This window comes from Kitasatospora sp. NPDC101176 (assembly GCF_044768035.1).
In the GTDB taxonomy this organism is placed as follows: domain Bacteria; phylum Actinomycetota; class Actinomycetes; order Streptomycetales; family Streptomycetaceae; genus Kitasatospora.
The window spans coordinates 53,051-73,930 of record NZ_JBIWPA010000034.1; the positions used below are offsets into that span (position 1 = coordinate 53,051).

Genomic DNA, 20,880 nt, shown 5'->3' on the forward strand with positions numbered 1-20,880 from the left:
TCCCGCCCCTGCACCGACGACGCGCTCCGCGCCGCCCGATTTCCCCAGGAGAGTCCACCGCATGGCCGGTCCCGCGTTCCGTGCCGCCGCCGTCCGGGTCCGGGTTCCCGCGACCAGTGCCAACCTCGGCCCGGGCTTCGACGCCTTCGGGCTCGCGCTGGGCCTGTACGACGACGTCGTCGTCCGGGTCTCCGACTCCGGCCTCTCGGTCGACATCGCCGGCGAGGGCGCCGAGACGCTGCCCCGCGACGAGCGCCACCTGCTGGTCCGCTCGATGCGCGCCGCCTTCGACCGCCTCGGCGGCCAGCCGCGCGGCCTCGAAGTGGTCTGCGCCAACCGGATACCGCACGGCCGCGGCCTGGGCTCCTCCTCGGCCGCCATCTGCGCCGGCATCGTGGCCGCCCGCGCCGTCACCATCGGCGGCCCGTCCGCCCTGGACGACGACGCGCTGCTGGCCCTCGCCTCCGAGCTGGAGGGACACCCCGACAACGTCGCGGCCTGCCTGCGCGGCAGCTTCACCATCGCCTGGACCGACGAGGAGTCGGCCAAGGCCGTCACCCTGGAGCCCTCCGGCCAGGTCGTCCCGATCGTCTTCGTGCCCGCCGGCGAGGTGCTCACCGAGACCGCCCGCGGCCTGCTGCCGAAGACCGTCCCGCTGACCGACGCCGCGGTCAACGCCGGCCGCGCCGCGCTGCTGGTGGAGGCGCTGACCCGGCGGCCCGAGCTGCTGCTCGCCGCCACCGAGGACCGGCTGCACCAGGACTACCGCTCCTCCGCGATGCCGGACAGCGCCGCGTTGGTGGGCGCGCTGCGCGCGGAGGGCGTCCCGGCGGTCATCTCCGGGGCCGGCCCGACCGTCCTCGCCCTCACCGACGAGGCGGGTGCCGACAAGGTGCTCTCCTTCGCCGGGCACCACGGCCACGGCGGGGACCCGGCGTTCGCCGCGCACCGCCTGGAGCTCGACCGGACCGGGGCCACCGTGCTCCCGCTGGACGTCTGAGCAGCCCGTTCGGGCCGCTCGCCGGGGCTCGGCTCGGCACCGCGCCGAGCCGGGTGCTCCGGACACGATTGGCAAGCGCAAGGCTGGGGAATGTCTGAGGGGGTCGGTAGTGTTAACCTCATTGCTGCACCAGGTGCCCTCCGGGGCTCGGTGCGCCGCGTCCCGATCCCAGCTCTCCACTGCCGTGGAGTCGCGGCGATGCACGGGGCGACGATTCTCCGGGAGCCCACCGCAGCGCGTACGCAGCCTGCCTGCGCGACATGCGGCCGCATCCCGAAGCCGTGACGGCACCTGACTCCCACCCGCGGCCTCCCACCTCGAGGCCAGGACGGGCGGAGCGCGGGCCACCGTCACGCGACGGGGGCCCGGGATTCGCAGGCAGCGTGGGGGTACGCCCGGTCGGCACACGACCGGCCCACCGCGCCACTCAGCACCACCGTGCTTCAAGCACCGCACCTCGCAGCTCTCCCTCGACCGGCTTCCGCCTTTCGGGGGATCACCGCCTCGGACCGACGCAGTCGAGCGTTGGTCAGGACAGCACAACCGGTCGCCGAGCCAGACAGGCCGACGTCCGCTCCAGGGAAGGACCCTTAGTGAGCGACTCCACCGATCTGATGGGCGCGCGCCCGGACGCCGAAGCGTCGGACGCAGCCGCCGCACCCGCGGCCCCGGCGCGGCGCCGCCGCACCGCCGCCGCGGGCCTGGACGGCATGGTCCTGGCCGAGCTGCAGAAGCTCGCCGCGGACCTGGGCATCACCGGTACCGGACGCATGCGCAAGAGCCAGCTGATCGAGACCATCAAGGAGAAGAGCGGCGGGGACCCGCTGCTCGCCGCCGGTGGCGCCCCGGCCGCCGCCAAGCGCACCGCCGCCAAGGCGGACGCCGAGGCGCCGGCCGAGAAGCCCGCCCGCCGCACCAAGGCCGCCGCCGCGGCCGAGGCCAAGGCCGCCGAGCCCCAGGCCCAGATCGACATCCCGGTCCAGGCCGCCGCGGAGACCGCCGCGCCCGCCCGCGCCGAGCGCACCCGCCGCCGCGCCACCTCCGCCGCCGGCGCTCCGGTCGCCGAGGCCGCCGCCGCCGACGCCGCGGTGGTCGTGGCCGAGCCCAAGCAGGCCGAGCCCAAGCAGGCCGAGACCCGCGCCTTCGAGGGCCGCGAGGAGGGCCGCACCGAGACCCGTCGCGACCGCCGCGACCGTCGTGACCGCCGCGAGGCGGGCGAGCGCCCCGAGCGCACGGACCGCCAGGAGACCGGCGAGGCCCAGGACGGCGAGGGCCGCGAGTCGCGCCGCGACCGCCGCAACCGCCGTGAGCGCGCCGACCGCCAGCCCCAGCAGGGCGGCGGCCAGCAGCAGGGCGGCCAGGCCGAGGGCCAGCAGAGCCGCCAGGGCGGCCAGCAGACCCAGCAGCCGCAGGCCCAGCAGGGCGGCTACGAGGACGACGAGTTCGGCGACGGCCGTCGTGGCCGTCGCGGCCGCTACCGCGACCGCCGTGGCCGCGGCCGCCGCGAGGGCTTCGAGGCCGGCCCCGCCGAGCCGCAGATCGGCGAGGACGACGTCCTGATCCCGGTCGCGGGCATCCTCGACATCCTCGACAACTACGCGTTCGTGCGCACCTCCGGCTACCTGCCGGGCCAGAACGACGTCTACGTCTCGCTCGCCCAGGTCCGCAAGAACGGCCTGCGCAAGGGCGACGCCATCACCGGAGCGGTGCGCCAGCCCCGCGACGGCGAGCGCCGCGAGAAGTTCAACGCCATGGTGCGGCTGGACTCCGTCAACGGCATGGACCCGGAGAGCGGCCGTGGCCGCCCCGAGTTCAACAAGCTCACCCCGCTGTACCCGCAGGAGCGGCTGCGCCTGGAGACCGACCCGGGCGTGCTGACCACCCGGATCATCGACCTGGTGTCGCCGATCGGCAAGGGCCAGCGCGGTCTGATCGTCGCGCCGCCGAAGACCGGCAAGACGATGGTGCTGCAGGCGGTCGCCAACGCGATCACCCACAACAACCCCGAGTGCCACCTGATGGTCGTCCTGGTCGACGAGCGTCCGGAGGAGGTCACCGACATGCAGCGGTCGGTGAAGGGCGAGGTCATCTCCTCGACCTTCGACCGCCCGGCGGAGGACCACACCACCGTCGCCGAGCTGGCCATCGAGCGCGCCAAGCGCCTGGTCGAGCTGGGCCACGACGTGGTCATCCTGCTGGACTCGATCACCCGCCTCGGCCGCGCCTACAACCTGGCGGCGCCGGCCTCCGGCCGCATCCTGTCCGGTGGTGTCGACTCGACCGCGCTGTACCCGCCGAAGAAGTTCTTCGGCGCCGCGCGCAACATCGAGAACGGCGGCTCGCTGACCATCCTGGCCACCGCGCTGGTCGAGACCGGCTCGCGCATGGACGAGGTGATCTTCGAGGAGTTCAAGGGCACCGGCAACATGGAGCTCAAGCTCGACCGCAAGCTCTCGGACAAGCGCATCTTCCCGGCCGTCGACGTGGACGCCTCCAGCACCCGCAAGGAGGAGATCCTGCTCGGCAGCGAGGAGTTGGCCATCGTCTGGAAGCTCCGCCGGGTGCTGCACGCGCTGGACTCGCAGCAGGCGATCGAGCTGCTCCTGGACAAGATGAAGCAGACCAAGAGCAACGCCGAGTTCCTGATGCAGATCGCCAAGACCACCCCCGGCTCCAGCGACTGACGGTAGCCGGACGGCAGTCGGACACGGAACCCCGGATCGCGCGAGCGGTCCGGGGTTCCGTGCGTCCGGCCGGGCCTTTGTTCCAGGATGGGGACATCCTGGGGTCTTTGGATCATCTTGTCCGATTTACTCTGGACCGTATGGCCGAACACAAGAGGGTCCTGACCCGCCGCCGCAAGGTCCTGCGGGCGGCGGCCTGCGCGTTCGCCGCACTCGTCGTCCTCGGTGCCGGAGCGGCCGGGTACGCGTACTACAAGCTCAACGGCAACATCAAGAGCGTCGACATCAACGCCCGGCTCGGCGACGCCCGCCCGCCGGGGGCCACCGACGGGTCCTTCAACATCCTGGTGCTCGGCTCCGACTCGCGGAACGGCCGGAACGGCGACCTGGCCGGCGGCGACACCGGCGACACCGCCCGCTCGGACACCGCGATGGTGGTGCACGTCAACCAGGACCACTCGCGCGCCGAGGTCGTCTCGATCCCGCGCGACACCCTCGTCAACCGGCCCGACTGCACCGACGCGGCCGGCCGGACGGTGCCCGGTGCCAAGCGCGCCATGTACAACAGCGCCTTCGAGACCGGCGGCGCCGCCTGCGCGGTCAAGACCACCGAACAGCTCACCGGGCTGCGGATGGACCACTACGTGCAGATCGACTTCGCCGGGTTCGCCCGGGTCGTGGACGCGCTGGGCGGGGCCACCGTGACCACCACGGTGGCCATCCACGACAAGGACAGCGGCCTCGACCTCGCCCCCGGCGAGCACCACCTGGACGGCCAGCAGGCCCTGGCCTTCGTCCGCACCCGGCACGGCGTCGGCGACGGCAGCGACCTCGGCCGGATCGAACTGCAGAAGCAGATGGTGCGGTCGCTGCTGCAGCAGGCCGGCGGGCTCGGGCTGTTCTCCAACCCGGTCAAGCTGTGGTCGATCGGCGACACCATGACCAGCAGCGTCACCACCGACTCCGCACTGGGCTCGGTGAACGCCCTGGTGGGCCTCGTCCAGGAGCTCAAGGGCATCGGGCCGGACCAGCTCGGCATGGTGACCCTGCCGGTGGTGACCGCACCCAGCGACCCCAACCGGGTCGTCGAACAGCAGCCGCAGGCCGACCAGCTCTGGGCCGCGCTCAAGGCCGACCAGCCGCTCCCGCAGTCCGTCGTCTCGGCGCAGCCGGAGAACCCCGCCCAGGCCGCCCCCACGGCCCCCACGGGCCCCGCGACGGGCGCGGCGAAAGCCCCGGCCAGGCGCTGACCGGGCGCCGGGCCGCGGCACGGCCGGCGCGGCACGGTCGGGGCGGGCGCGCGACGGGCCCGCGGCGGCGCGCGGAATATCCCGGAGCGGGCCCCGGTTTGGGAAGATGCGGCCGGTCCTGGCAGACTGGTCCGTCGGTCCCGGTTCACGTGCGGCGCTCCAGCCGCCGACCCGGTGCCCTCCCGAAACCTAGGAGAACCCCTTGAAGCCCAACGTTCACCCCGAGTACGTGGTCACCCGTGTGACCTGCACCTGCGGCGCCGAGTTCGTGACCCGCTCGACCGAGACCAGTGGCGAGATCCGCGCCGAGGTCTGCTCGCAGTGCCACCCGTTCTACACCGGCAAGCAGAAGATCCTCGACACCGGTGGCCGCGTGGCCCGCTTCGAGGCCCGCTTCGGCAAGCAGCACAGCGCGAAGGCCTAGCGCTCCCTCGGCGCCGGTTCCCGGTGCCCCCGTACTCGTTCCGGGGGCGCTGGGGACCGGCGCCGTTCGCGTCCCACCACACCAACCGATCTCCGGGAAGAAGGCCACCCCCATGTTCGAGGCAGTCGAAGAGCTCCTCGTCGAGCACGCCGACCTCGAGAAGAGGCTGGCCGACCCGTCCGTCCACGCCGACCAGGCCAACGCGCGCAAGCTGGCCAAGCGGTACGCCGAGCTGACCCCGATCACCCGGGTCTTCCGGGAGTGGCGGCAGGCCGGCGAGGACATCGAGGCCGCGCGTGAACTCGCGGCCGAGGACCCGGAGTTCCTCTCCGAGGTGAAGGACGGCGAGCACCGCCGCGAGGAGCTGACCGAGGAGCTGCGACTGCTGCTCGTGCCGCGCGACCCGAGCGACGAGAAGGACGTCATCCTGGAGATCAAGGCGGGCGAGGGCGGCGAGGAGTCCGCGCTGTTCGCCGGCGACCTGCTCCGGATGTACCTGCGCTTCGCTGAGCGGATCGGCTGGAAGACCGAGATCATCGACTCCAACGAGTCCGACCTCGGCGGCTACAAGGACGTCTCGGTGGCCGTGAAGACCAAGGGCAGCGCCGAGCCCGGCCAGGGCGTCTGGGCCCGGCTGAAATACGAGGGCGGCGTGCACCGCGTGCAGCGCGTCCCCGCCACCGAGTCGCAGGGCCGCATCCACACCTCCGCGGCGGGCGTGCTGGTCACCCCCGAGGCGGAGGAGGTCGAGGTCGAGGTCCTCGCCAACGACCTGCGGATCGACGTCTACCGCTCCTCCGGCCCCGGCGGCCAGTCGGTCAACACCACCGACTCCGCGGTCCGGATCACCCACCTGCCGACCGGTATCGTGGCGTCCTGCCAGAACGAGAAGAGCCAGCTGCAGAACAAGGAGCAGGCGATGCGCATCCTGCGTTCGCGGCTGCTGGCCGCCGCGCAGGAGGAGGCCGAGCGGGAGGCCTCGGAGGCGCGTCGCAGCCAGGTCCGCACGGTGGACCGCTCCGAGCGGATCCGGACGTACAACTACCCCGAGAACCGCATCTCGGACCACCGCACGGGGTTCAAGTCGTACAACCTGGACCAGGTCCTGGACGGCGACCTGAACGCGGTGATCCAGTCCTGCGTCGACGCGGACGCGGCGGCCAAGCTGGCCGCGGCCCAACAGAACTGAGACCGGCGCGCCCCAGCCCGAAAGCCAGAAGCCGGAGCGCAGAAACAAGAGGTCGTACGGATGAACCTGCTGCTCGCCGAGGTGGCCCAGGCCACCCAGCGGTTGGCCGCGGCCGGCGTGCCGTCACCGCGCTTCGACGCGGAGGAACTCGCCGCCTACGTCCACGACGTCAAGCGCAGCCAGTTGCACACCGTGCAGGACGCGGACTTCGACGCCCGCTACTGGGAGGCCGTCTCCCGCCGCGAGGCGCGCGAGCCGCTCCAGCACATCACCGGGCGGGCGTTCTTCCGCTACCTGGAGCTCGAGGTCGGCCCCGGGGTCTTCGTGCCCCGGCCGGAGACCGAGACGGTCGTCGAGTGGGCCATAGACGCCGTCCGCGACATGGACGTCGCCGAGCCGCTGGTCGTCGACCTGTGCTCCGGCTCCGGCGCCATCGCGCTCGCCCTGGCCCAGGAGCTGCCGCGCTCGACCGTGCACGCCTTCGAACTCGACGAGGGCGCGCTGCAGTACACCCGGCGCAACATCGAGGCCAGCCCGGACCGGGCCCGGGTCACCCTGCACGCCGGTGACGCCACCCTGGCCTTCGCCGACGACCGCTCCTGGGACGGCCGCTTCGACCTGGTCATCTCCAACCCGCCGTACATCCCGCTCACCGAGTGGGAGTACGTCGCGCCGGAGGCCCGCGACCACGACCCGCAGATGTCGCTGTTCTCCGGCGAGGACGGCCTGGACACCATCCGCGGCATCGAGCGGGTGGCCGCCCGGCTGCTGCGCCCGGGCGGCGCGGTGGTGGTCGAGCACGCCGACCAGCAGGGCGGCCAGGTGCCGTGGATCTTCAACGAGGAACGCGGGTGGACGGACACCGCCGACCACCGCGACCTGAACAACCGGCCGCGCTTCACGACGGCCCGAAGGGCCTCGCTGTGAACCGTCCGGCACCGTACGACCGCCCACAGGGCGTCGTGCCGGGCCGTCCGGCACCGTGCCGGACCGCCGTGCACGAGGCCGTGCTGTGACCGCTGTGATGAGCCGTTCCGGAAGGGGACCGCACCGATGAGCCGCCGCTACGACTGTGCCGACGCCGGGGACCGTGCCACCGGCCTGCGCGAGGCCGCATCCGCCATCCGCCGCGGCGAACTCGTCGTGCTGCCGACCGACACCCTGTACGGGGTCGGCGCGGACGCCTTCTCCCCGGAGGCCGTCGGCGAGCTGCTGGCCGCCAAGGGCCGCGGCCGCAACATGCCCTCGCCGGTGCTGGTCGGCTCGCCGACCACCCTGCACGGCCTGGTCACCGACTTCTCCGAGCAGGCCTGGGAGCTGGTCGACGCGTTCTGGCCGGGCGGGCTCACCCTGGTCGCCAAGCACCAGCCCTCGCTGCGCTGGGACCTCGGCGAGACCCGCGGCACCGTCGCCGTCCGGATGCCGCTGCACCCGGTCGCCATCGAGCTGCTGAACGCCACCGGCCCGCTGGCCGTCTCCAGCGCCAACAAGACCGGCGGTCCGTCCCCGGCGACCTGCGACGAGGCGCAGGCGCAGCTCGGCGACGCCATCTCGGTCTACCTGGACGGCGGGCAGGCGGACCACGCCACCGCCTCGTCCATCGTCGACGTCACGGGCAAGGTCCCGGTCCTGCTGCGGGCGGGCGCGATCAGCGTCGAGCAGCTGAGGGAGGTCGTCCCCGACCTGGAGGCCGGCAGTTGACGCCGACCGCCTCGCTCCACGCCGGGCCGGGCATAGCACCGTACCTTGCCGTGGGCCCCAGACCGCTGGACCACTTCCGGATCCTGTTCGTCTGCACCGGGAACATCTGCCGCTCGCCGATCGCCGAGCGGCTCACCCGGCGTGAGCTGGACACCCGGCTCAGCCCGCGGGTGGCCGGGCGGATCCTGGTGGAGAGCGCCGGCACCTGGGGCCACGTCGGCGCGCCGATGGAGGACCACGCGGCGACCGTCCTGGACGAGTACGGCGCCGACAGCGGCGGTTTCACCGGTCGCGAGCTGCTGGACGAGCACGTCGTGGAGGCCGACCTGGTCCTCACCGCGACGCTCGACCACCGGGCGCAGGTGATCTCGATGGGGCACGAGGCGGGCCTGCGGACCTTCACGCTGAAGGAGTTCACCCGCCTGGTCCGGACGATAGACCCGGGCACCCTGCCCGACCCGCGGCGCGGCGCCGACGTCACCGAGCGCGCCCGCGCCCTGGTCCGGGCCGCCGCCGCACTGCGCGGCTGGCTGCTGGCCGCGACCCCGGAGTCGGACGAGCTGGAGGACCCGTACGGGGCGCCGATCGGCATGTTCCGCAACTGCGGCGAGGAGATATTCCACGCCGTCGACCCGGTGGTCACCGCACTCACCGGCGTGTCCGCGCTGCGCTGAGCCCCCGCCCGGGGCGACCGCCCGGGCGACCGCCGGAACGAAGGCGCCGAATGGCCCCGCGTCGGCGCGCCACCCGGCCGGGCCGGTCCTACGCTGGAGGAATCGATCCTTCCCGGCCCGCGCGCCGGGAGGCGCCCCCACGCGGCCCGGGAGCCCCGCCATGACCGTCACCGACGCCCCGACCGGTCCGAGAGCGACGAGCGGGCGCCCCTGGGCGTCCGAGGCGCTGCACCGGGCGGATCCGCAGCTGGCCGACCTGCTGGCGGCCGAGGCCGAACGACGGGCCGAGTCGATCCAGCTGCTGGCGGGCGAGAACCTGACCTCCCCGGCCGTCCTGGCCGCGCTGACCGGGCCGTTGATCGACAAGTACGCCGAGGGCTACCCGGGCCGCCGGCACCACACCGGCTGCGCCCTCGCGGACGCCGCCGAGCTGCTGGCGATCGACCGGGCCCGCCAGCTGTTCGCCGCCCCGCACGCCAACGTCCAGCCCCGGTCGGCGACTTCGGCGATGCTGGCGGCCTACGCTGCGCTGCTTCGGCCCGGCGACGGGGTGCTGGCGATGTCGCTGGAGCACGGCGGCCACCTGAGCTGCGGCTCGCGCGCGAACTTCTCCGGCCGCTGGTTCGCCTTCACCGGGTACGGCGTGCGCGAGGCCGACGGCCTGATCGACCTCGACCAGGTGCGCGACCTGGCCCGCCGGCACCGTCCGAAGGCGATCGTGGCCGGTTCGATCTCCTACCCGCGGCACCCGGACTGGGCGGCGTTCCGGCAGATCGCCGACGAGGTGGACGCCTACCTGATCGCCTCCGCGGCGCAGACCACCGGGCTGGTCGCGGCCGGTGTGGCGCCCTCACCGGTGCCGTACGCGGACGTCACCGTGGCGGCCACCCACAAGCTGCTGCGGGGCCCGCGCGGGGGTCTGCTGCTGTCCACCGCGGAGCTGGCCGAGCGGATCGACCGGGCGGTGTTCCCGTTCAGCCAGGGCGGCGCGGCGATGAACGAGGTGGCGGGCAAGGCGGTGGCCCTCGCGGAGGCGTCCACGGCCGGCTACCGGGCCTACGCGCACCGGACGGTGGCGGGGGCGCGGGTGCTGGCGGCAGGGCTCGCGGAGGCCGGTGCACGCCCGCTGACCGGCGGCACCGACACCCACCTGGTGACGGTGGACGTGAGCCCGCTGGGCGTCACCGGCGCGGAGGCCGAGCGGCGCTGCGCGGCGGCCGGGCTGCTGCTCGGCAAGTGCGCACTGCCGTACGACCCGGCGCCCGCCGCCGAAGCGTCCGGCATCCGGCTGGGCACCGGCACGGTGACCAGCCAGGGGATGGGCGAGGCCGAACTCGCCGAGGTCGCCCGGCTGATCGCACGGTTGCTCGTGGACGGAACGGTCGTGCCGGTGGCGGAACGGGTCCGGGAGCTCGCGCTGGCCTTCGCCGACCGGCCGTGAGCGGCCCGGGCGGCCGCGGGCATCGAGATCTCCTACCCGGGAGGGCGAACCGCGATGCACGCCCGAGGCGTCCGACTCAATAAGGTGTGTGCCGTGGCGACGCACCTCGAAACCCGGACAGGCAGGGGAGTACCTTCGGTACCTTCCCGTCGGACAGTGATGCAGGAGGCCAGTGGTGCGTGAGTATCTGCTGGTGCTGTTCTGCACCGCCGCCGTCACCTACCTGCTGACCGGCCCGGTCCGGAAGTTCGCCATCGCGGCCGGCGCGATGCCGCCCGTGCGCGCCCGTGACGTGCACCGCGAGCCCACCCCGCGGCTCGGCGGGATCGCCATGTTCGGCGGTCTCTGCGCGGGCATCCTGGTCGCCTCGCAGCTGGACAACCTGAGCAAGGTGTTCTCCCAGGGCACCGACATCCGGGCCCTGCTGTCCGGCGCCGGGATCATGTGGCTGCTCGGCGTGCTCGACGACAAGTGGGGCGTGGACGCGCTGGTCAAGCTCGGCGGCCAGATGATCGCCGCCGGTGTGATGGTCTGGCAGGGCGTCACGGTGATCACCCTCCCGGTGCCCGGCGTCGGCGCCGTCGCGGTGAGCCCCACCCAGGGCATGGTCATCTCGGTCACCCTGGTCGTCGTCATGGTCAACGCGGTCAACTTCATCGACGGCCTCGACGGCCTGGCCGGCGGCATGGTCTGCATCGCCGCGATCGCGTTCTTCCTGTACAGCTACCGCCTCTGGTACGGCTACACGATCACCGACGCGGCCCCCGCGGTGCTGTTCAGCGTGCTGCTGATCGGCATGTGCCTGGGCTTCCTGGCGCACAACATGCACCCCGCGCGGATCTTCATGGGCGACTCCGGCTCGATGATGCTGGGCCTGATGCTCGCCGTCGCCGCGATCTCCATCACCGGCCGCGTCGACCCGGACCTGATCACCAGCGAGACCGGTTCGCAGACCGCCACCGTGCACGCCCTGGTGCCGATCTACATCCCGCTGCTGCTGCCGCTGACGGTCATCGCACTGCCGCTGGCCGACCTGTTGCTCGCCGTGGTCCGCCGCACCTGGGCCGGCCAGTCGCCGTTCGCCGCGGACAAGCGCCACCTGCACCACCGGCTGCTGCAGGTCGGTCACTCGCACAGCCGTGCGGTGCTGATCATGTACTTCTGGGCCGCGCTGATCGCCTTCGGCACGGTGGCCTTCTCGGTGACCAACACCGGTCGCACCGTGGTGCTGACGCTCGCCGGGCTCTGCCTGGTCGGCCTGGTCGTGCTGCTGACCCCGCGGTTCCGGCCGCGCGCGCCGAAGGCCGTGCAGTCCTTCGTCCCGCCCCGCTACCGCCGCCAGCAGTCCGCCCCGATGGCTGAACTGTCGGCCAAGGACAAGCAACTTCTCGGTGAAGCCGGCCAGGACGCGGGCCGGGGCGCCTCGGCGCTCGGCACCCAGGACCGGACCACCGGCCGCCGGTAGCAAGCGAGTTGACGTTAGGTCAAACGGCCTCACCCGTTCGGCGGCACGGTTGGGCCGTCAGTGTGACAGGTACCACACATTCATGGTAAAGCTCTCATCAAATAGTTTGTGATACCGTTCACGAGTACCGAGAACACGCCGAAAGACCTGACAGGTGGATGCCTTCCGTCCCTGTCGGCCTCCCTCGACGGGCCCGCCGCAGCGGGCGGCCCGGGCGGCGGCCTCTCGGTCGGTGTCACCCACCACCTTCTGTGCCCCGTCCCCCGCCACATCGACATGCCGCCGGAGCTGCCGACATGCCGTCCACCGACGCCCGGATCCTCCGAGGCGCCGCGATTCCCACTGCGGTCGCCGGGATCATCGCCATGGCGATCTCCTTCGCCGTCGCCGGTGGGAAGGGTTTGCTCGGAGCCCTCTTCGGCGTACTGCTGGTGATGGCCTTCTTCAGCTCGGGCCAGATCGCGCTCGACCGGCTGACCAGGTCGAACCCGCAGATCATGATGGCCGCGGCGCTCCTGGTGTACACCACGCAGATCCTGCTGGTCGGCATCGTCCTCGCGGTGTTCAAGGACACCGACCTCTTCAACCGGCAGGCCTTCGCCTTCACACTGCTCGGCTGCGCGTTGATCTGGACGGGGTTCCAGGTGCGCGGCGCCCTGAAGGCCAAGACCTTCTACGTGGACCCCGACGCCTCGGAAAACAAGGGCGACAAGCCCTCCGACTCCGGGCGTCAACAGTGACGAGGCCTCACTGTCCCCCCAACGAGGGGGGCGGTGTTTATGCCGCACTGACGGACTGCTATCGTCCGTCGCAACAACGGAGTACGGGAAGCGGCCAGGTCTGTCCGGACAGTGGACGGATCGCCCCCCGGACCCGCGCAGTCTTCGATGATCCCGCAGCGGTGCAGCGCACTGCCGGACGGGGTCGGCGAGAAACCCATCAAGTTCCAGTGCCGCACCGTGGCCGCAGGCCGCGCCGACACACCGAGGTTGCCGTAACCATGCGTCACGACGAAGGAGTCCGTGGTGAGTGCTGAAAAGCTCACGTACCTCGCCTCAGGCAGTTGCCACTTCGGGGACGCCGGCTGCGGCTTCCCGGCTCCTGGCCTGAACGAGTTCGACTTCAAGCCGATCTTCTCGATCGGCAGCTTCTACTTCAACAAGCCGATGCTGCTGTCGATGATCGTCGCAGTGCTTGTCGTCGTCTTCTTCTGGGCCGCGTTCGCCAAGCCGCGCCTGGTCCCCGGCAAGATGCAGCTCGTCGCCGAGATCGGCTACGACTTCGTCAAGCGCTCCATCGTGCTGGAGACGATCGGCAAGAAGGGCGAGAAGTACGTCCCGATGCTGGTCTCGATGTTCTTCTTCATCTGGCTGATGAACATCATGTCGATCATCCCGTTCGCGCAGTTCCCCGTGACGGCGGCGATCGCGTTCCCGGCGGGTCTCGCCGGCGTCGTGTGGATCACCTACATGACGCTGACCTTCAAGAAGCACGGCTTCGTCGGCGGCTTCAAGAACCTCTGCTGGCCCTCGGGCATCCCCGGCTGGGTCATGTTCATCCTGGTGCCGATCGAGTTCTTCTCGAACATCTTCGTGCGCCCCTTCACGCTCGCGGTCCGAGCCTTCGCGAACATGTTCGCCGGCCACCTGCTGATCGTGATGTTCTCCATCGCCTCCTGGTACCTGCTCAGCCCGACCCTGGGCGCGCTGTACGGCTCGGCCTCGTTCGTCGTCGCCGTCGCGCTGACCGCCTTCGAGCTGCTGGTCCAGTTCCTGCAGGCCTACATCTTCGTGATGCTGGCCAGCAGCTACATCGCCGGTGCCCTCGAAGAGTCGCACTGAGCCAGGGGGCCTCGGCCCCACCCCTGAACCAACCTCCCGGATCGCCCGGTGGCCAATCACCACCGGTTCACCACCCTGCAAAGGACAACGTCAATGAGCATCCTCGCTGAGGGCACTGTCTACGGTTCCGTCGCCTCGATCGGCTACGGCCTCGCCGCCATCGGCCCCGGCATCGGCGTCGGTCTCATCTTCGGTAACGGTGTCCAGGCCATGGCCCGTCAGCCCGAGGCCGCCGGTCTCATCCGCTCCAACATGTTCATCGGCTTCGCGCTGACCGAGGCGCTCGCCCTCATCGGCATCGTCATGCCGTTCGTCTTCGGCAACAAGTAATCGCCGTAGACCCTTTCTGAGGAAGGTCCAGATATGAGCATGGCGATCGTCCAGCTCGCGGCCGAGGAGAAGATGAACCCTCTCCTCCCCGCGTGGCCCGAGATCATCATCGGCCTGCTCTGCTTCTTCATCGTCTTCGGTCTGCTCGGCAAGAAGCTCCTCCCCAGCATCGAGAAGGTGCTGTCGGAGCGCCGGGACGCGATCGAGGGCGGGATGGAGCGCGCCGAGGCCGCCCAGGCAGAGGCGCAGGCCCTGCTTGAGCAGTACCGCGCCGAGCTCGCCGAGGCGCGCCACGAGGCTGCCCGCATCGTCGAGCAGGCTCGCGAGCAGGGTGCCGCCCAGCTCGCCGAGATGCGCGAGGAGGGCCAGCGCCAGCGCGAGGCCATCGTCGCCGCCGGTCACGCCCAGATCGAGGCTGACAAGAAGCAGGCGACTGCCGCCCTGCGCCAGGACGTGGGTTCGCTGGCCTCCCAGCTGGCCTCCCGCATCGTGGGTGAGTCCCTCGAGGACCACGCCCGGCAGAGCGGCGTGATCGACCGCTTCCTGGACGAGCTGGAGGCCAAGGCCGCCGTTGCTCAGGGTGCGGCCAAGTGATCGGCGCCAGCCGTGAGGCCCTCGCCGCCGGCCGGCAGAACCTGGAGAGCCTGACCGACTCCACCTCGGTGGACGCGGCCAAGCTCGCCGAGGAGCTCACCGCCGTCACGGCCCTGCTGGACCGTGAGGTGTCGCTGCGCCGTGTCCTGACCGACCCGTCCCGGTCCGGCCAGGACAAGGCCCAGCTGGTCTCCTCGCTGCTGACCGGCCAGGTCTCCGGCGAGACCGTCGACCTCGTGTCCGGCCTGGCCCGGTCCCGCTGGTCGGGCTCGCGAGACCTGGTCGACGCCACCGAGCAGCTCGCCGCGTACGCGGAGATCATCGGTGCGGACAAGGCCGGCGCCCTGGACGACGTCGAGGACGAGCTGTTCCGGTTCGGCCGGGTGGTGAGCGGCTCGCACGAGCTGCGCGCCGCGCTGACCGAGCCGAAGGCCGGCGCCGTCGCCAAGGCGGAGCTGATCGGCAAGCTGCTCGGCGGCCGCGCCCACGCGGGCACCGTGCGACTCGTCACGGCCCTCGTCAACGTGCCGCGTGGTCGTAGCCTGGAGCAGGGCCTGGAGTCCTACTCCAAGCTCGCCGCCGCTCGCCGCGGCCGCGTGGTGGCCCTGGTCACCACCGCGGTGCCGCTGTCGGACACCCAGAAGGAGCGCCTGTCCGGTGCTCTGGGCCGGATGTACGGCCGCCAGGTCCACCTGAACATCGACGTCGACCCCGAGGTCGTCGGCGGCGTCCGGGTGCAGATCGGCGACGAGATCATCGAAGGCACCGTGTCGAGCCGCCTCGAAGGCGCTCGCCAGTCGCTCGAAGGCTGAGCACCGAAGCAGTACATCCGACCCTCGGTCGGGAAACCGGTTCCCCCAGGAGCCGGCACATCGGACGGCCGGTTCGGCAGACCCGGCCGAGAGTCGAATACTTGCGGCCCTCAATGGCGGGCCGAGGATCGCAAACTAGGAGAGCAGGGAAGCCTGATGGCGGAGCTTACGATCCGTCCGGAGGAGATCCGGGACGCGCTGGCCGACTTTGTCCAGTCGTACCAGCCGGACGCCGCTTCTGTGGAAGAGGTCGGCACGGTCACTGACGCAGCGGACGGCATCGCGCATGTCGAGGGCCTGCCCTCGGTCATGGCGAACGAGCTGCTGAAGTTCGAGGACGGCACGCTCGGCCTCGCGCTGAACCTCGACACCCGTGAGATCGGTGTCGTCATCCTCGGTGAGTTCGGTGGCATCGAAGAGGGCCAGACCGTGCGCCGCACGGGCGAGGTCCTCTCGGTTCCGGTCGGCGACGGCTACCTCGGCCGCGTCGTGGACCCGCTGGGCAACCCGATCGACGGCCTGGGCGACATCGCCTCCACCGGCCGCCGTGCCCTGGAGCTGCAGGCCCCCGGCGTCATGGTCCGCAAGTCGGTCCACGAGCCGATGCAGACCGGCATCAAGGCCATCGACGCGATGACCCCGATCGGCCGTGGCCAGCGTCAGCTGATCATCGGCGACCGCCAGACCGGCAAGACCGCGGTGGCGATCGACACGATCATCAACCAGCGCGACAACTGGCGCTCGGGCGACCCGAAGAAGCAGGTCCGCTGCATCTACGTCGCCGTGGGCCAGAAGGGCTCCACCATCGCGTCCGTCCGCGGCGCCCTGGAGGAGGCCGGCGCGCTGGAGTACACCACCATCGTGGCTGCTCCCGCCTCCGACCCGGCCGGCTTCAAGTACCTCGCCCCGTACACCGGTTCGGCCATCGGCCAGGAGTGGATGTACGACGGCAAGCACGTCCTGATCATCTTCGACGACCTGTCGAAGCAGGCCGAGGCCTACCGCTCCGTCTCCCTGCTGCTGCGCCGCCCGCCGGGCCGCGAGGCCTACCCGGGTGACGTCTTCTACCTGCACTCCCGCCTGCTGGAGCGCTGCGCGAAGCTCTCCGACGAGCTGGGCGCGGGCTCGATGACCGGTCTGCCGATCATCGAGACCAAGGCCAACGACGTCTCGGCGTACATCCCGACCAACGTCATCTCCATCACCGACGGCCAGTGCTTCCTGGAGTCCGACCTGTTCAACGCCGGCATCCGCCCGGCCGTGAACGTCGGCATCTCGGTCTCCCGCGTCGGTGGCTCGGCCCAGATCAAGGCCATGAAGTCGGTCGCCGGCCGCCTTCGCCTGGACCTGGCCCAGTACCGCGAGCTCGAGGCCTTCGCCGGCTTCGGCTCCGACCTGGACGCGGCCTCCAAGGCCCAGCTGGAGCGCGGTGCGCGCATGGTCGAGCTGCTGAAGCAGGGCCAGTACCAGCCGTTCCCGGTCGAGGAGCAGGTCGTCTCCATCTGGGCCGGCACCACCGGCAAGCTGGACGACGTCCCGGTCGCGGACATCCGCCGCTTCGAGCGCGAGTTCCTGGACCACCTGCGCCTGCAGCACAAGGACCTGCTGGCCGGCATCGTCGAGACCAGCAAGCTGGAGGACGGCACCATCGACGCTCTCACCAGCGCGATCGCCGCCTTCAAGCAGGGCTTCACCACCGCCGACGGCAAGCTCCTCGGCGAGCAGGCCTGAGTCCGGTAACGAGGGAAAGGACGTAACGACCCATGGGAGCACAGCTTCGGGTCTACAAGCGCCGGATCCGCTCTGTCACCGCGACGAAGAAGATCACCAAGGCGATGGAGATGATCTCCGCGGCGCGCATCGGTAAGGCGCAGCGCGCGGTGGCCGCCTCCACTCCGTACGCCGACGAGCTCACCCGGGCGGTGACGGCGGTGGCCACCCGGTCCAACGCCAAGCACCCGCTCACCACCGAGAACCCCTCGGCCTCGCGCGCCGCCGTCCTGCTGATCACGGCGGACCGCGGCCTGGCCGGCGGTTACTCGTCCAACGCCATCAAGGCCTCCATGGTGCTCACCGAGCGCCTGCGCGGCGAGGGCAAGGACGTGGTGACCTACATCATCGGCCGGAAGGGTCTGTCGTACTACACCTTCCGCGACCTCGCGGTGGGCCAGTCGTGGACGGGCTTCTCGGACAAGCCGAGCTACGGTGACGCGAAGGCCGTCGCGGCCGAGCTGATCGCGGCCTTCACCGCCGAGACCGGCGGTGTGGACGAGATCCACCTCGTCTCGACCGAGTTCGAGTCGATGCTCACGCAGACCGCGGTCGAGGCGCGGCTGCTGCCGCTGAAGCTGGACGAGGTCCAGCAGTCGGCCAAGCCGGAGATCTTCCCGCTGTACGACTTCGAACCGTCGGCGGAGGGCGTCCTGGACGCGCTCCTCCCGCGGTACGTCGAGAGCCGGATCTACAGCGCTCTCCTGCAGTCGGCCGCCTCCGAGCACGCCGCGCGACGGCGTGCGATGAAGAGCGCGACCGACAACGCCGGCGAGCTCATCAAGTCGCTCACGCGGCTTGCCAACTCGGCCCGTCAGGCCGAGATCACCCAGGAAATCAGCGAGATCGTCGGCGGGGCCAACGCCCTCGCTGACGCTAGCCGCGGGAGCGAATGAGTATGACTACCACTGTTGAGCCGACCACGGCGACGGGCCGCGTCGCGCGGGTCATCGGCCCGGTCGTCGACGTGGAGTTCCCCGTCGACGCTATTCCGGACATGTTCAACGCCCTGCACGTCGAGGTGGACAACCCCGACGGCTCGGGCAAGAAGACCCTCACCCTCGAGGTCGCCCAGCACCTCGGCGACGGCCTGGTCCGCGGCATCTCGATGCAGCCGACCGACGGCCTGGTCCGTGGCGCGCAGGTGTCCGACACCGGTGCGGCGATCTCCGTCCCCGTCGGCCAGATCACCAAGGGCAAGGTCTTCAACGCCCTCGGTGAGGTGCTGAACGTCGACAAGGCGGAGTTCGACTCGCAGGTCGAGGTTCGCTGGCCGATCCACCGCAAGGCCCCGAACTTCGCCGAGCTCGAGTCGAAGACCGAGATGTTCGAGACCGGCATCAAGGTCATCGACCTCCTCACCCCGTACGTCCAGGGTGGCAAGATCGGTCTGTTCGGTGGTGCCGGTGTCGGCAAGACCGTTCTGATCCAGGAGATGATCTACCGCGTCGCCGAGAACTTCGGTGGTGTCTCCGTGTTCGCCGGCGTCGGCGAGCGCACCCGTGAGGGCAACGACCTCATCCACGAGATGGTCGACTCGGGCGTTCTGGACAAGACCGCGCTGGTCTTCGGCCAGATGGACGAGCCGCCGGGCACCCGTCTGCGCGTCGCGCTCTCCGCGCTGACCATGGCGGAGTACTTCCGTGACGTCGAGAAGCAGGACGTGCTCCTCTTCATCGACAACATCTTCCGGTTCACCCAGGCCGGTTCCGAGGTGTCGACCCTGCTCGGCCGCATGCCCTCCGCGGTGGGCTACCAGCCGAACCTGGCCGACGAGATGGGCCTCCTGCAGGAGCGCATCACCTCGACCCGCGGTCACTCGATCACCTCGATGCAGGCGATCTACGTCCCCGCGGACGACCTGACCGACCCGGCCCCGGCCACCACCTTCGCCCACCTGGACGCGACGACCGTTCTGTCGCGCCCGATCTCGGAGAAGGGCATCTACCCGGCCGTCGACCCGCTGGACTCCACGTCCCGCATCCTCGACCCGCGGTACATCGCGCAGACCCACTACGACACGGCCGTCCGCGTCAAGGGGATCCTGCAGAAGTACAAGGACCTGCAGGACATCATCGCCATCCTCGGTATGGACGAGCTGTCCGAGGAAGACAAGATCACGGTGCACCGCGCCCGTCGCATCGAGCGCTTCCTCTCGCAGAACACCTACGTGGCGAAGCAGTTCACCGGCGTCGACGGCTCGACCGTTCCGCTGTCGGAGACCATCGAGGCGTTCAACGCGATCGCGGACGGCAAGTACGACTCCGTCCCGGAGCAGGCCTTCTTCATGTGCGGTGGCATCGAGGACCTCGAGAAGAACGCCGCCGAGCTGGCGAAGAAGTAGTCGCGGCCGGTAGCAGCCGAGTGACCGTGAGGGGTGGCCCCCGAGTCTGGGGCCCACCCCTCGCGTCGCATCGGCTGTGATTCCGGTCAAATCCGCGCCGCCGGTTTCATGCCGGAGGTGCGGGGCCGTTATTCTTACCGAAACTCCCGAGTAATCGGGGGTTGCATGAGCCTAGGAGCCCACGTTGGCTGAGCTGCACGTCGAGCTGGTCGCAGCCGACCGCAAGGTGTGGTCCGGTGCGGCCACCATCGTCGTCGCCCGTACGGCCTCCGGTGACACCGGCATCATGCCGGGCCACACCCCGGTGCTGAGCGTGCTGGAGACCGGTCCGGTCACCATCCGCACGGTGGACGGCGGCACCGTCATCGCCGCTGTGCACGGCGGCTTCATCTCCTTCGCCGACAACAAGCTGTCTCTGCTCGCGGAGATCGCCGAGCTGGCGGACGAGATCGACGTCGCGCGTGCCGAGCGTGCACTGGAGCAGGCCAAGTCCGACCTGGACGCGCACGCCGAGCGTCGCGCCGAGGTCCGGCTGTTCGCGGCGAACGGCCTCAAGGCGCACGTCTGAGTACGCCGGACCCCGGTTTCAGCGGGGTCGACCGACGGTCCCGGGGACGCGTGAGCGTGACCCCGGGACTGTCGTCGTAGTTGGTAGGTCAACGCGGTCGCTTGATACGACCGATACGGGGAACGCGGGTAGCGAGGAGGTAGGTGAGCATGGTCCTCGCGCTTGTGGTGTGTGCGGCGGTCGTGGCACTGGGTGTGATCGGCCTGGTGGCGTTCGCGGTACGCCGCCGATTGATCCAGCGCGTCGGTGGCACGTTCGACTGCAGCTACCGCCTCAAAATGCCCGCCGACGCCTCGACGCAGCCCGACCTCGACGAGAACGGCAAACCCACCTCGGCCCCGGTCCCCCAGACCGACGGCAAGGGGTGGGTTTTTGGTATCGGCCGCTACAGCGGCGACTCGATCGAGTGGTTCCGGGTCTTCTCCTACGCCCCCCGCCCCCGCAAGGTGCTGCCCCGCCGGGAGATCGAGGTCCTCGGCCGGCGCTACCCCGAGGGCCAGGAGGAGCTCGCGCTGCTCTCCGGCTCGGTGGTGCTGCGCTGCCTGCACAACGGGGCGCCGCTGGAGCTCGCGATGAGCGAGGACGCGCTCACCGGCTTCCTCGCCTGGCTCGAAGCCGCCCCGCCCGGGCAGAGGGTCAACGTCGCGTAGCGACGAGACCCTCGGGGTGGGGGTCCCCCCGGCCGGAGGCTGGGGGAGGTCAACGTCGCGTAGCGACGAGACCCTCGGGGTGGGGGTCCCCCCGGCCGGAGGCTGGGGGAGGTCAACGTCGCGTAGCGACGAGACCCTCGGGG

The 20,880-nt window shown here is 70.9% G+C and carries 20 protein-coding genes; all 20 read left to right on the top strand.

The window, feature by feature from the left end; genetic code table 11:
- Positions 1-61: 61 nt before the first annotated feature.
- The 20 genes from thrB to ACIRS1_RS32440 all read left to right on the top strand — a co-directional run bounded on the left by thrB (position 62) and on the right by ACIRS1_RS32440 (position 20,737).
- Positions 62-1,000 carry a homoserine kinase gene (gene thrB / locus ACIRS1_RS32345; protein WP_360204572.1) on the top strand — a complete coding sequence of 313 codons (939 nt, stop codon included), beginning with the start codon at positions 62-64 and terminating at the stop codon, positions 998-1,000.
- 593 nt (positions 1,001-1,593) lie between these two features.
- On the top strand, positions 1,594-3,684 hold the full coding sequence (gene rho, locus ACIRS1_RS32350; RefSeq protein WP_360204575.1) for a transcription termination factor Rho: 2,091 nt from the start codon (positions 1,594-1,596) through the stop codon (positions 3,682-3,684).
- A gap of 140 nt (positions 3,685-3,824) precedes the next feature.
- Entirely contained in the window at positions 3,825-4,934 is a 1,110-nt protein-coding gene (locus ACIRS1_RS32355) for an LCP family protein (protein WP_402845689.1), read from the top strand.
- Between the two features lie 202 nt (positions 4,935-5,136).
- Positions 5,137-5,358: a 50S ribosomal protein L31 gene (rpmE, locus tag ACIRS1_RS32360; RefSeq protein ID WP_153462614.1), complete on the top strand. Its 222-nt coding sequence runs from the start codon at positions 5,137-5,139 to the stop codon at positions 5,356-5,358.
- 112 nt (positions 5,359-5,470) lie between these two features.
- Entirely contained in the window at positions 5,471-6,547 is a 1,077-nt protein-coding gene (gene prfA, locus ACIRS1_RS32365; RefSeq protein WP_402845690.1) for a peptide chain release factor 1, read from the top strand.
- A 60-nt stretch (positions 6,548-6,607) separates the two neighbouring features.
- Entirely contained in the window at positions 6,608-7,474 is an 867-nt protein-coding gene (gene prmC, locus ACIRS1_RS32370; protein ID WP_360204583.1) for a peptide chain release factor N(5)-glutamine methyltransferase, read from the top strand.
- Between the two features lie 126 nt (positions 7,475-7,600).
- Complete coding sequence (locus tag ACIRS1_RS32375) at positions 7,601-8,248, top strand: L-threonylcarbamoyladenylate synthase (protein WP_360204586.1); 648 nt, start codon at positions 7,601-7,603, stop codon at positions 8,246-8,248.
- A 50-nt stretch (positions 8,249-8,298) separates the two neighbouring features.
- On the top strand, positions 8,299-8,922 hold the full coding sequence (locus ACIRS1_RS32380) for a protein-tyrosine-phosphatase (protein WP_402845691.1): 624 nt from the start codon (positions 8,299-8,301) through the stop codon (positions 8,920-8,922).
- A gap of 160 nt (positions 8,923-9,082) precedes the next feature.
- A complete protein-coding gene (gene glyA / locus ACIRS1_RS32385; protein ID WP_402845692.1) occupies positions 9,083-10,363 on the top strand; it encodes a serine hydroxymethyltransferase in 1,281 nt (426 codons plus the stop codon).
- 175 nt (positions 10,364-10,538) lie between these two features.
- A complete protein-coding gene (locus ACIRS1_RS32390; protein ID WP_360204592.1) occupies positions 10,539-11,828 on the top strand; it encodes an MraY family glycosyltransferase in 1,290 nt (429 codons plus the stop codon).
- Between the two features lie 296 nt (positions 11,829-12,124).
- The gene (locus ACIRS1_RS32395) at positions 12,125-12,568 is read left to right on the top strand and encodes a hypothetical protein (RefSeq protein WP_360204594.1); all 444 of its coding nucleotides are present in this window, start codon (positions 12,125-12,127) and stop codon (positions 12,566-12,568) included.
- Between the two features lie 285 nt (positions 12,569-12,853).
- Positions 12,854-13,669, top strand: coding sequence for a F0F1 ATP synthase subunit A (atpB, locus tag ACIRS1_RS32400; protein WP_360204597.1), 816 nt, complete (start codon positions 12,854-12,856; stop codon positions 13,667-13,669).
- 93 nt (positions 13,670-13,762) lie between these two features.
- A complete protein-coding gene (gene atpE, locus ACIRS1_RS32405; RefSeq protein ID WP_030282059.1) occupies positions 13,763-13,999 on the top strand; it encodes an ATP synthase F0 subunit C in 237 nt (78 codons plus the stop codon).
- A gap of 33 nt (positions 14,000-14,032) precedes the next feature.
- Positions 14,033-14,593: a F0F1 ATP synthase subunit B gene (locus ACIRS1_RS32410; protein WP_329927974.1), complete on the top strand. Its 561-nt coding sequence runs from the start codon at positions 14,033-14,035 to the stop codon at positions 14,591-14,593.
- The gene (locus ACIRS1_RS32415; RefSeq protein WP_402845693.1) at positions 14,590-15,405 is read left to right on the top strand and encodes a F0F1 ATP synthase subunit delta; all 816 of its coding nucleotides are present in this window, start codon (positions 14,590-14,592) and stop codon (positions 15,403-15,405) included. The genes ACIRS1_RS32410 and ACIRS1_RS32415 overlap by 4 nt, the downstream gene beginning before the upstream one ends.
- 156 nt (positions 15,406-15,561) lie before the next feature.
- On the top strand, positions 15,562-17,136 hold the full coding sequence (gene atpA, locus ACIRS1_RS32420) for a F0F1 ATP synthase subunit alpha (protein WP_360204603.1): 1,575 nt from the start codon (positions 15,562-15,564) through the stop codon (positions 17,134-17,136).
- Positions 17,137-17,168: 32 nt separating this feature from the next.
- Entirely contained in the window at positions 17,169-18,071 is a 903-nt protein-coding gene (locus tag ACIRS1_RS32425) for a F0F1 ATP synthase subunit gamma (protein WP_360204606.1), read from the top strand.
- A 2-nt stretch (positions 18,072-18,073) separates the two neighbouring features.
- A complete protein-coding gene (gene atpD, locus ACIRS1_RS32430) occupies positions 18,074-19,519 on the top strand; it encodes a F0F1 ATP synthase subunit beta (protein ID WP_360204608.1) in 1,446 nt (481 codons plus the stop codon).
- A gap of 184 nt (positions 19,520-19,703) precedes the next feature.
- The gene (locus ACIRS1_RS32435) at positions 19,704-20,087 is read left to right on the top strand and encodes a F0F1 ATP synthase subunit epsilon (protein ID WP_360204611.1); all 384 of its coding nucleotides are present in this window, start codon (positions 19,704-19,706) and stop codon (positions 20,085-20,087) included.
- 149 nt (positions 20,088-20,236) lie between these two features.
- Positions 20,237-20,737, top strand: coding sequence for a DUF2550 domain-containing protein (locus ACIRS1_RS32440; RefSeq protein WP_218201846.1), 501 nt, complete (start codon positions 20,237-20,239; stop codon positions 20,735-20,737).
- Positions 20,738-20,880 lie beyond the last annotated feature (143 nt).

What these genes read in the sequence shown, in the direction of transcription:
- glyA (WP_402845692.1), top strand. Translation starts at nt 9,083, where the DNA reads ATGACCGTCACCGACGCCCCGACCGGTCCGAGAGCGACGAGCGGGCGC.
- ACIRS1_RS32425 (WP_360204606.1), top strand. Translation starts at nt 17,169, where the DNA reads ATGGGAGCACAGCTTCGGGTCTACAAGCGCCGGATCCGCTCTGTCACC.
- prfA (WP_402845690.1), top strand. Translation starts at nt 5,471, where the DNA reads ATGTTCGAGGCAGTCGAAGAGCTCCTCGTCGAGCACGCCGACCTCGAG.
- atpA (WP_360204603.1), top strand. Translation starts at nt 15,562, where the DNA reads ATGGCGGAGCTTACGATCCGTCCGGAGGAGATCCGGGACGCGCTGGCC.
- ACIRS1_RS32410 (WP_329927974.1), top strand. Translation starts at nt 14,033, where the DNA reads ATGAGCATGGCGATCGTCCAGCTCGCGGCCGAGGAGAAGATGAACCCT.
- thrB (WP_360204572.1), top strand. Translation starts at nt 62, where the DNA reads ATGGCCGGTCCCGCGTTCCGTGCCGCCGCCGTCCGGGTCCGGGTTCCC.
- prmC (WP_360204583.1), top strand. Translation starts at nt 6,608, where the DNA reads ATGAACCTGCTGCTCGCCGAGGTGGCCCAGGCCACCCAGCGGTTGGCC.
- ACIRS1_RS32375 (WP_360204586.1), top strand. Translation starts at nt 7,601, where the DNA reads ATGAGCCGCCGCTACGACTGTGCCGACGCCGGGGACCGTGCCACCGGC.
- ACIRS1_RS32355 (WP_402845689.1), top strand. Translation starts at nt 3,825, where the DNA reads ATGGCCGAACACAAGAGGGTCCTGACCCGCCGCCGCAAGGTCCTGCGG.
- atpD (WP_360204608.1), top strand. Translation starts at nt 18,074, where the DNA reads ATGACTACCACTGTTGAGCCGACCACGGCGACGGGCCGCGTCGCGCGG.
- ACIRS1_RS32440 (WP_218201846.1), top strand. Translation starts at nt 20,237, where the DNA reads ATGGTCCTCGCGCTTGTGGTGTGTGCGGCGGTCGTGGCACTGGGTGTG.
- ACIRS1_RS32395 (WP_360204594.1), top strand. Translation starts at nt 12,125, where the DNA reads ATGCCGTCCACCGACGCCCGGATCCTCCGAGGCGCCGCGATTCCCACT.
- atpE (WP_030282059.1), top strand. Translation starts at nt 13,763, where the DNA reads ATGAGCATCCTCGCTGAGGGCACTGTCTACGGTTCCGTCGCCTCGATC.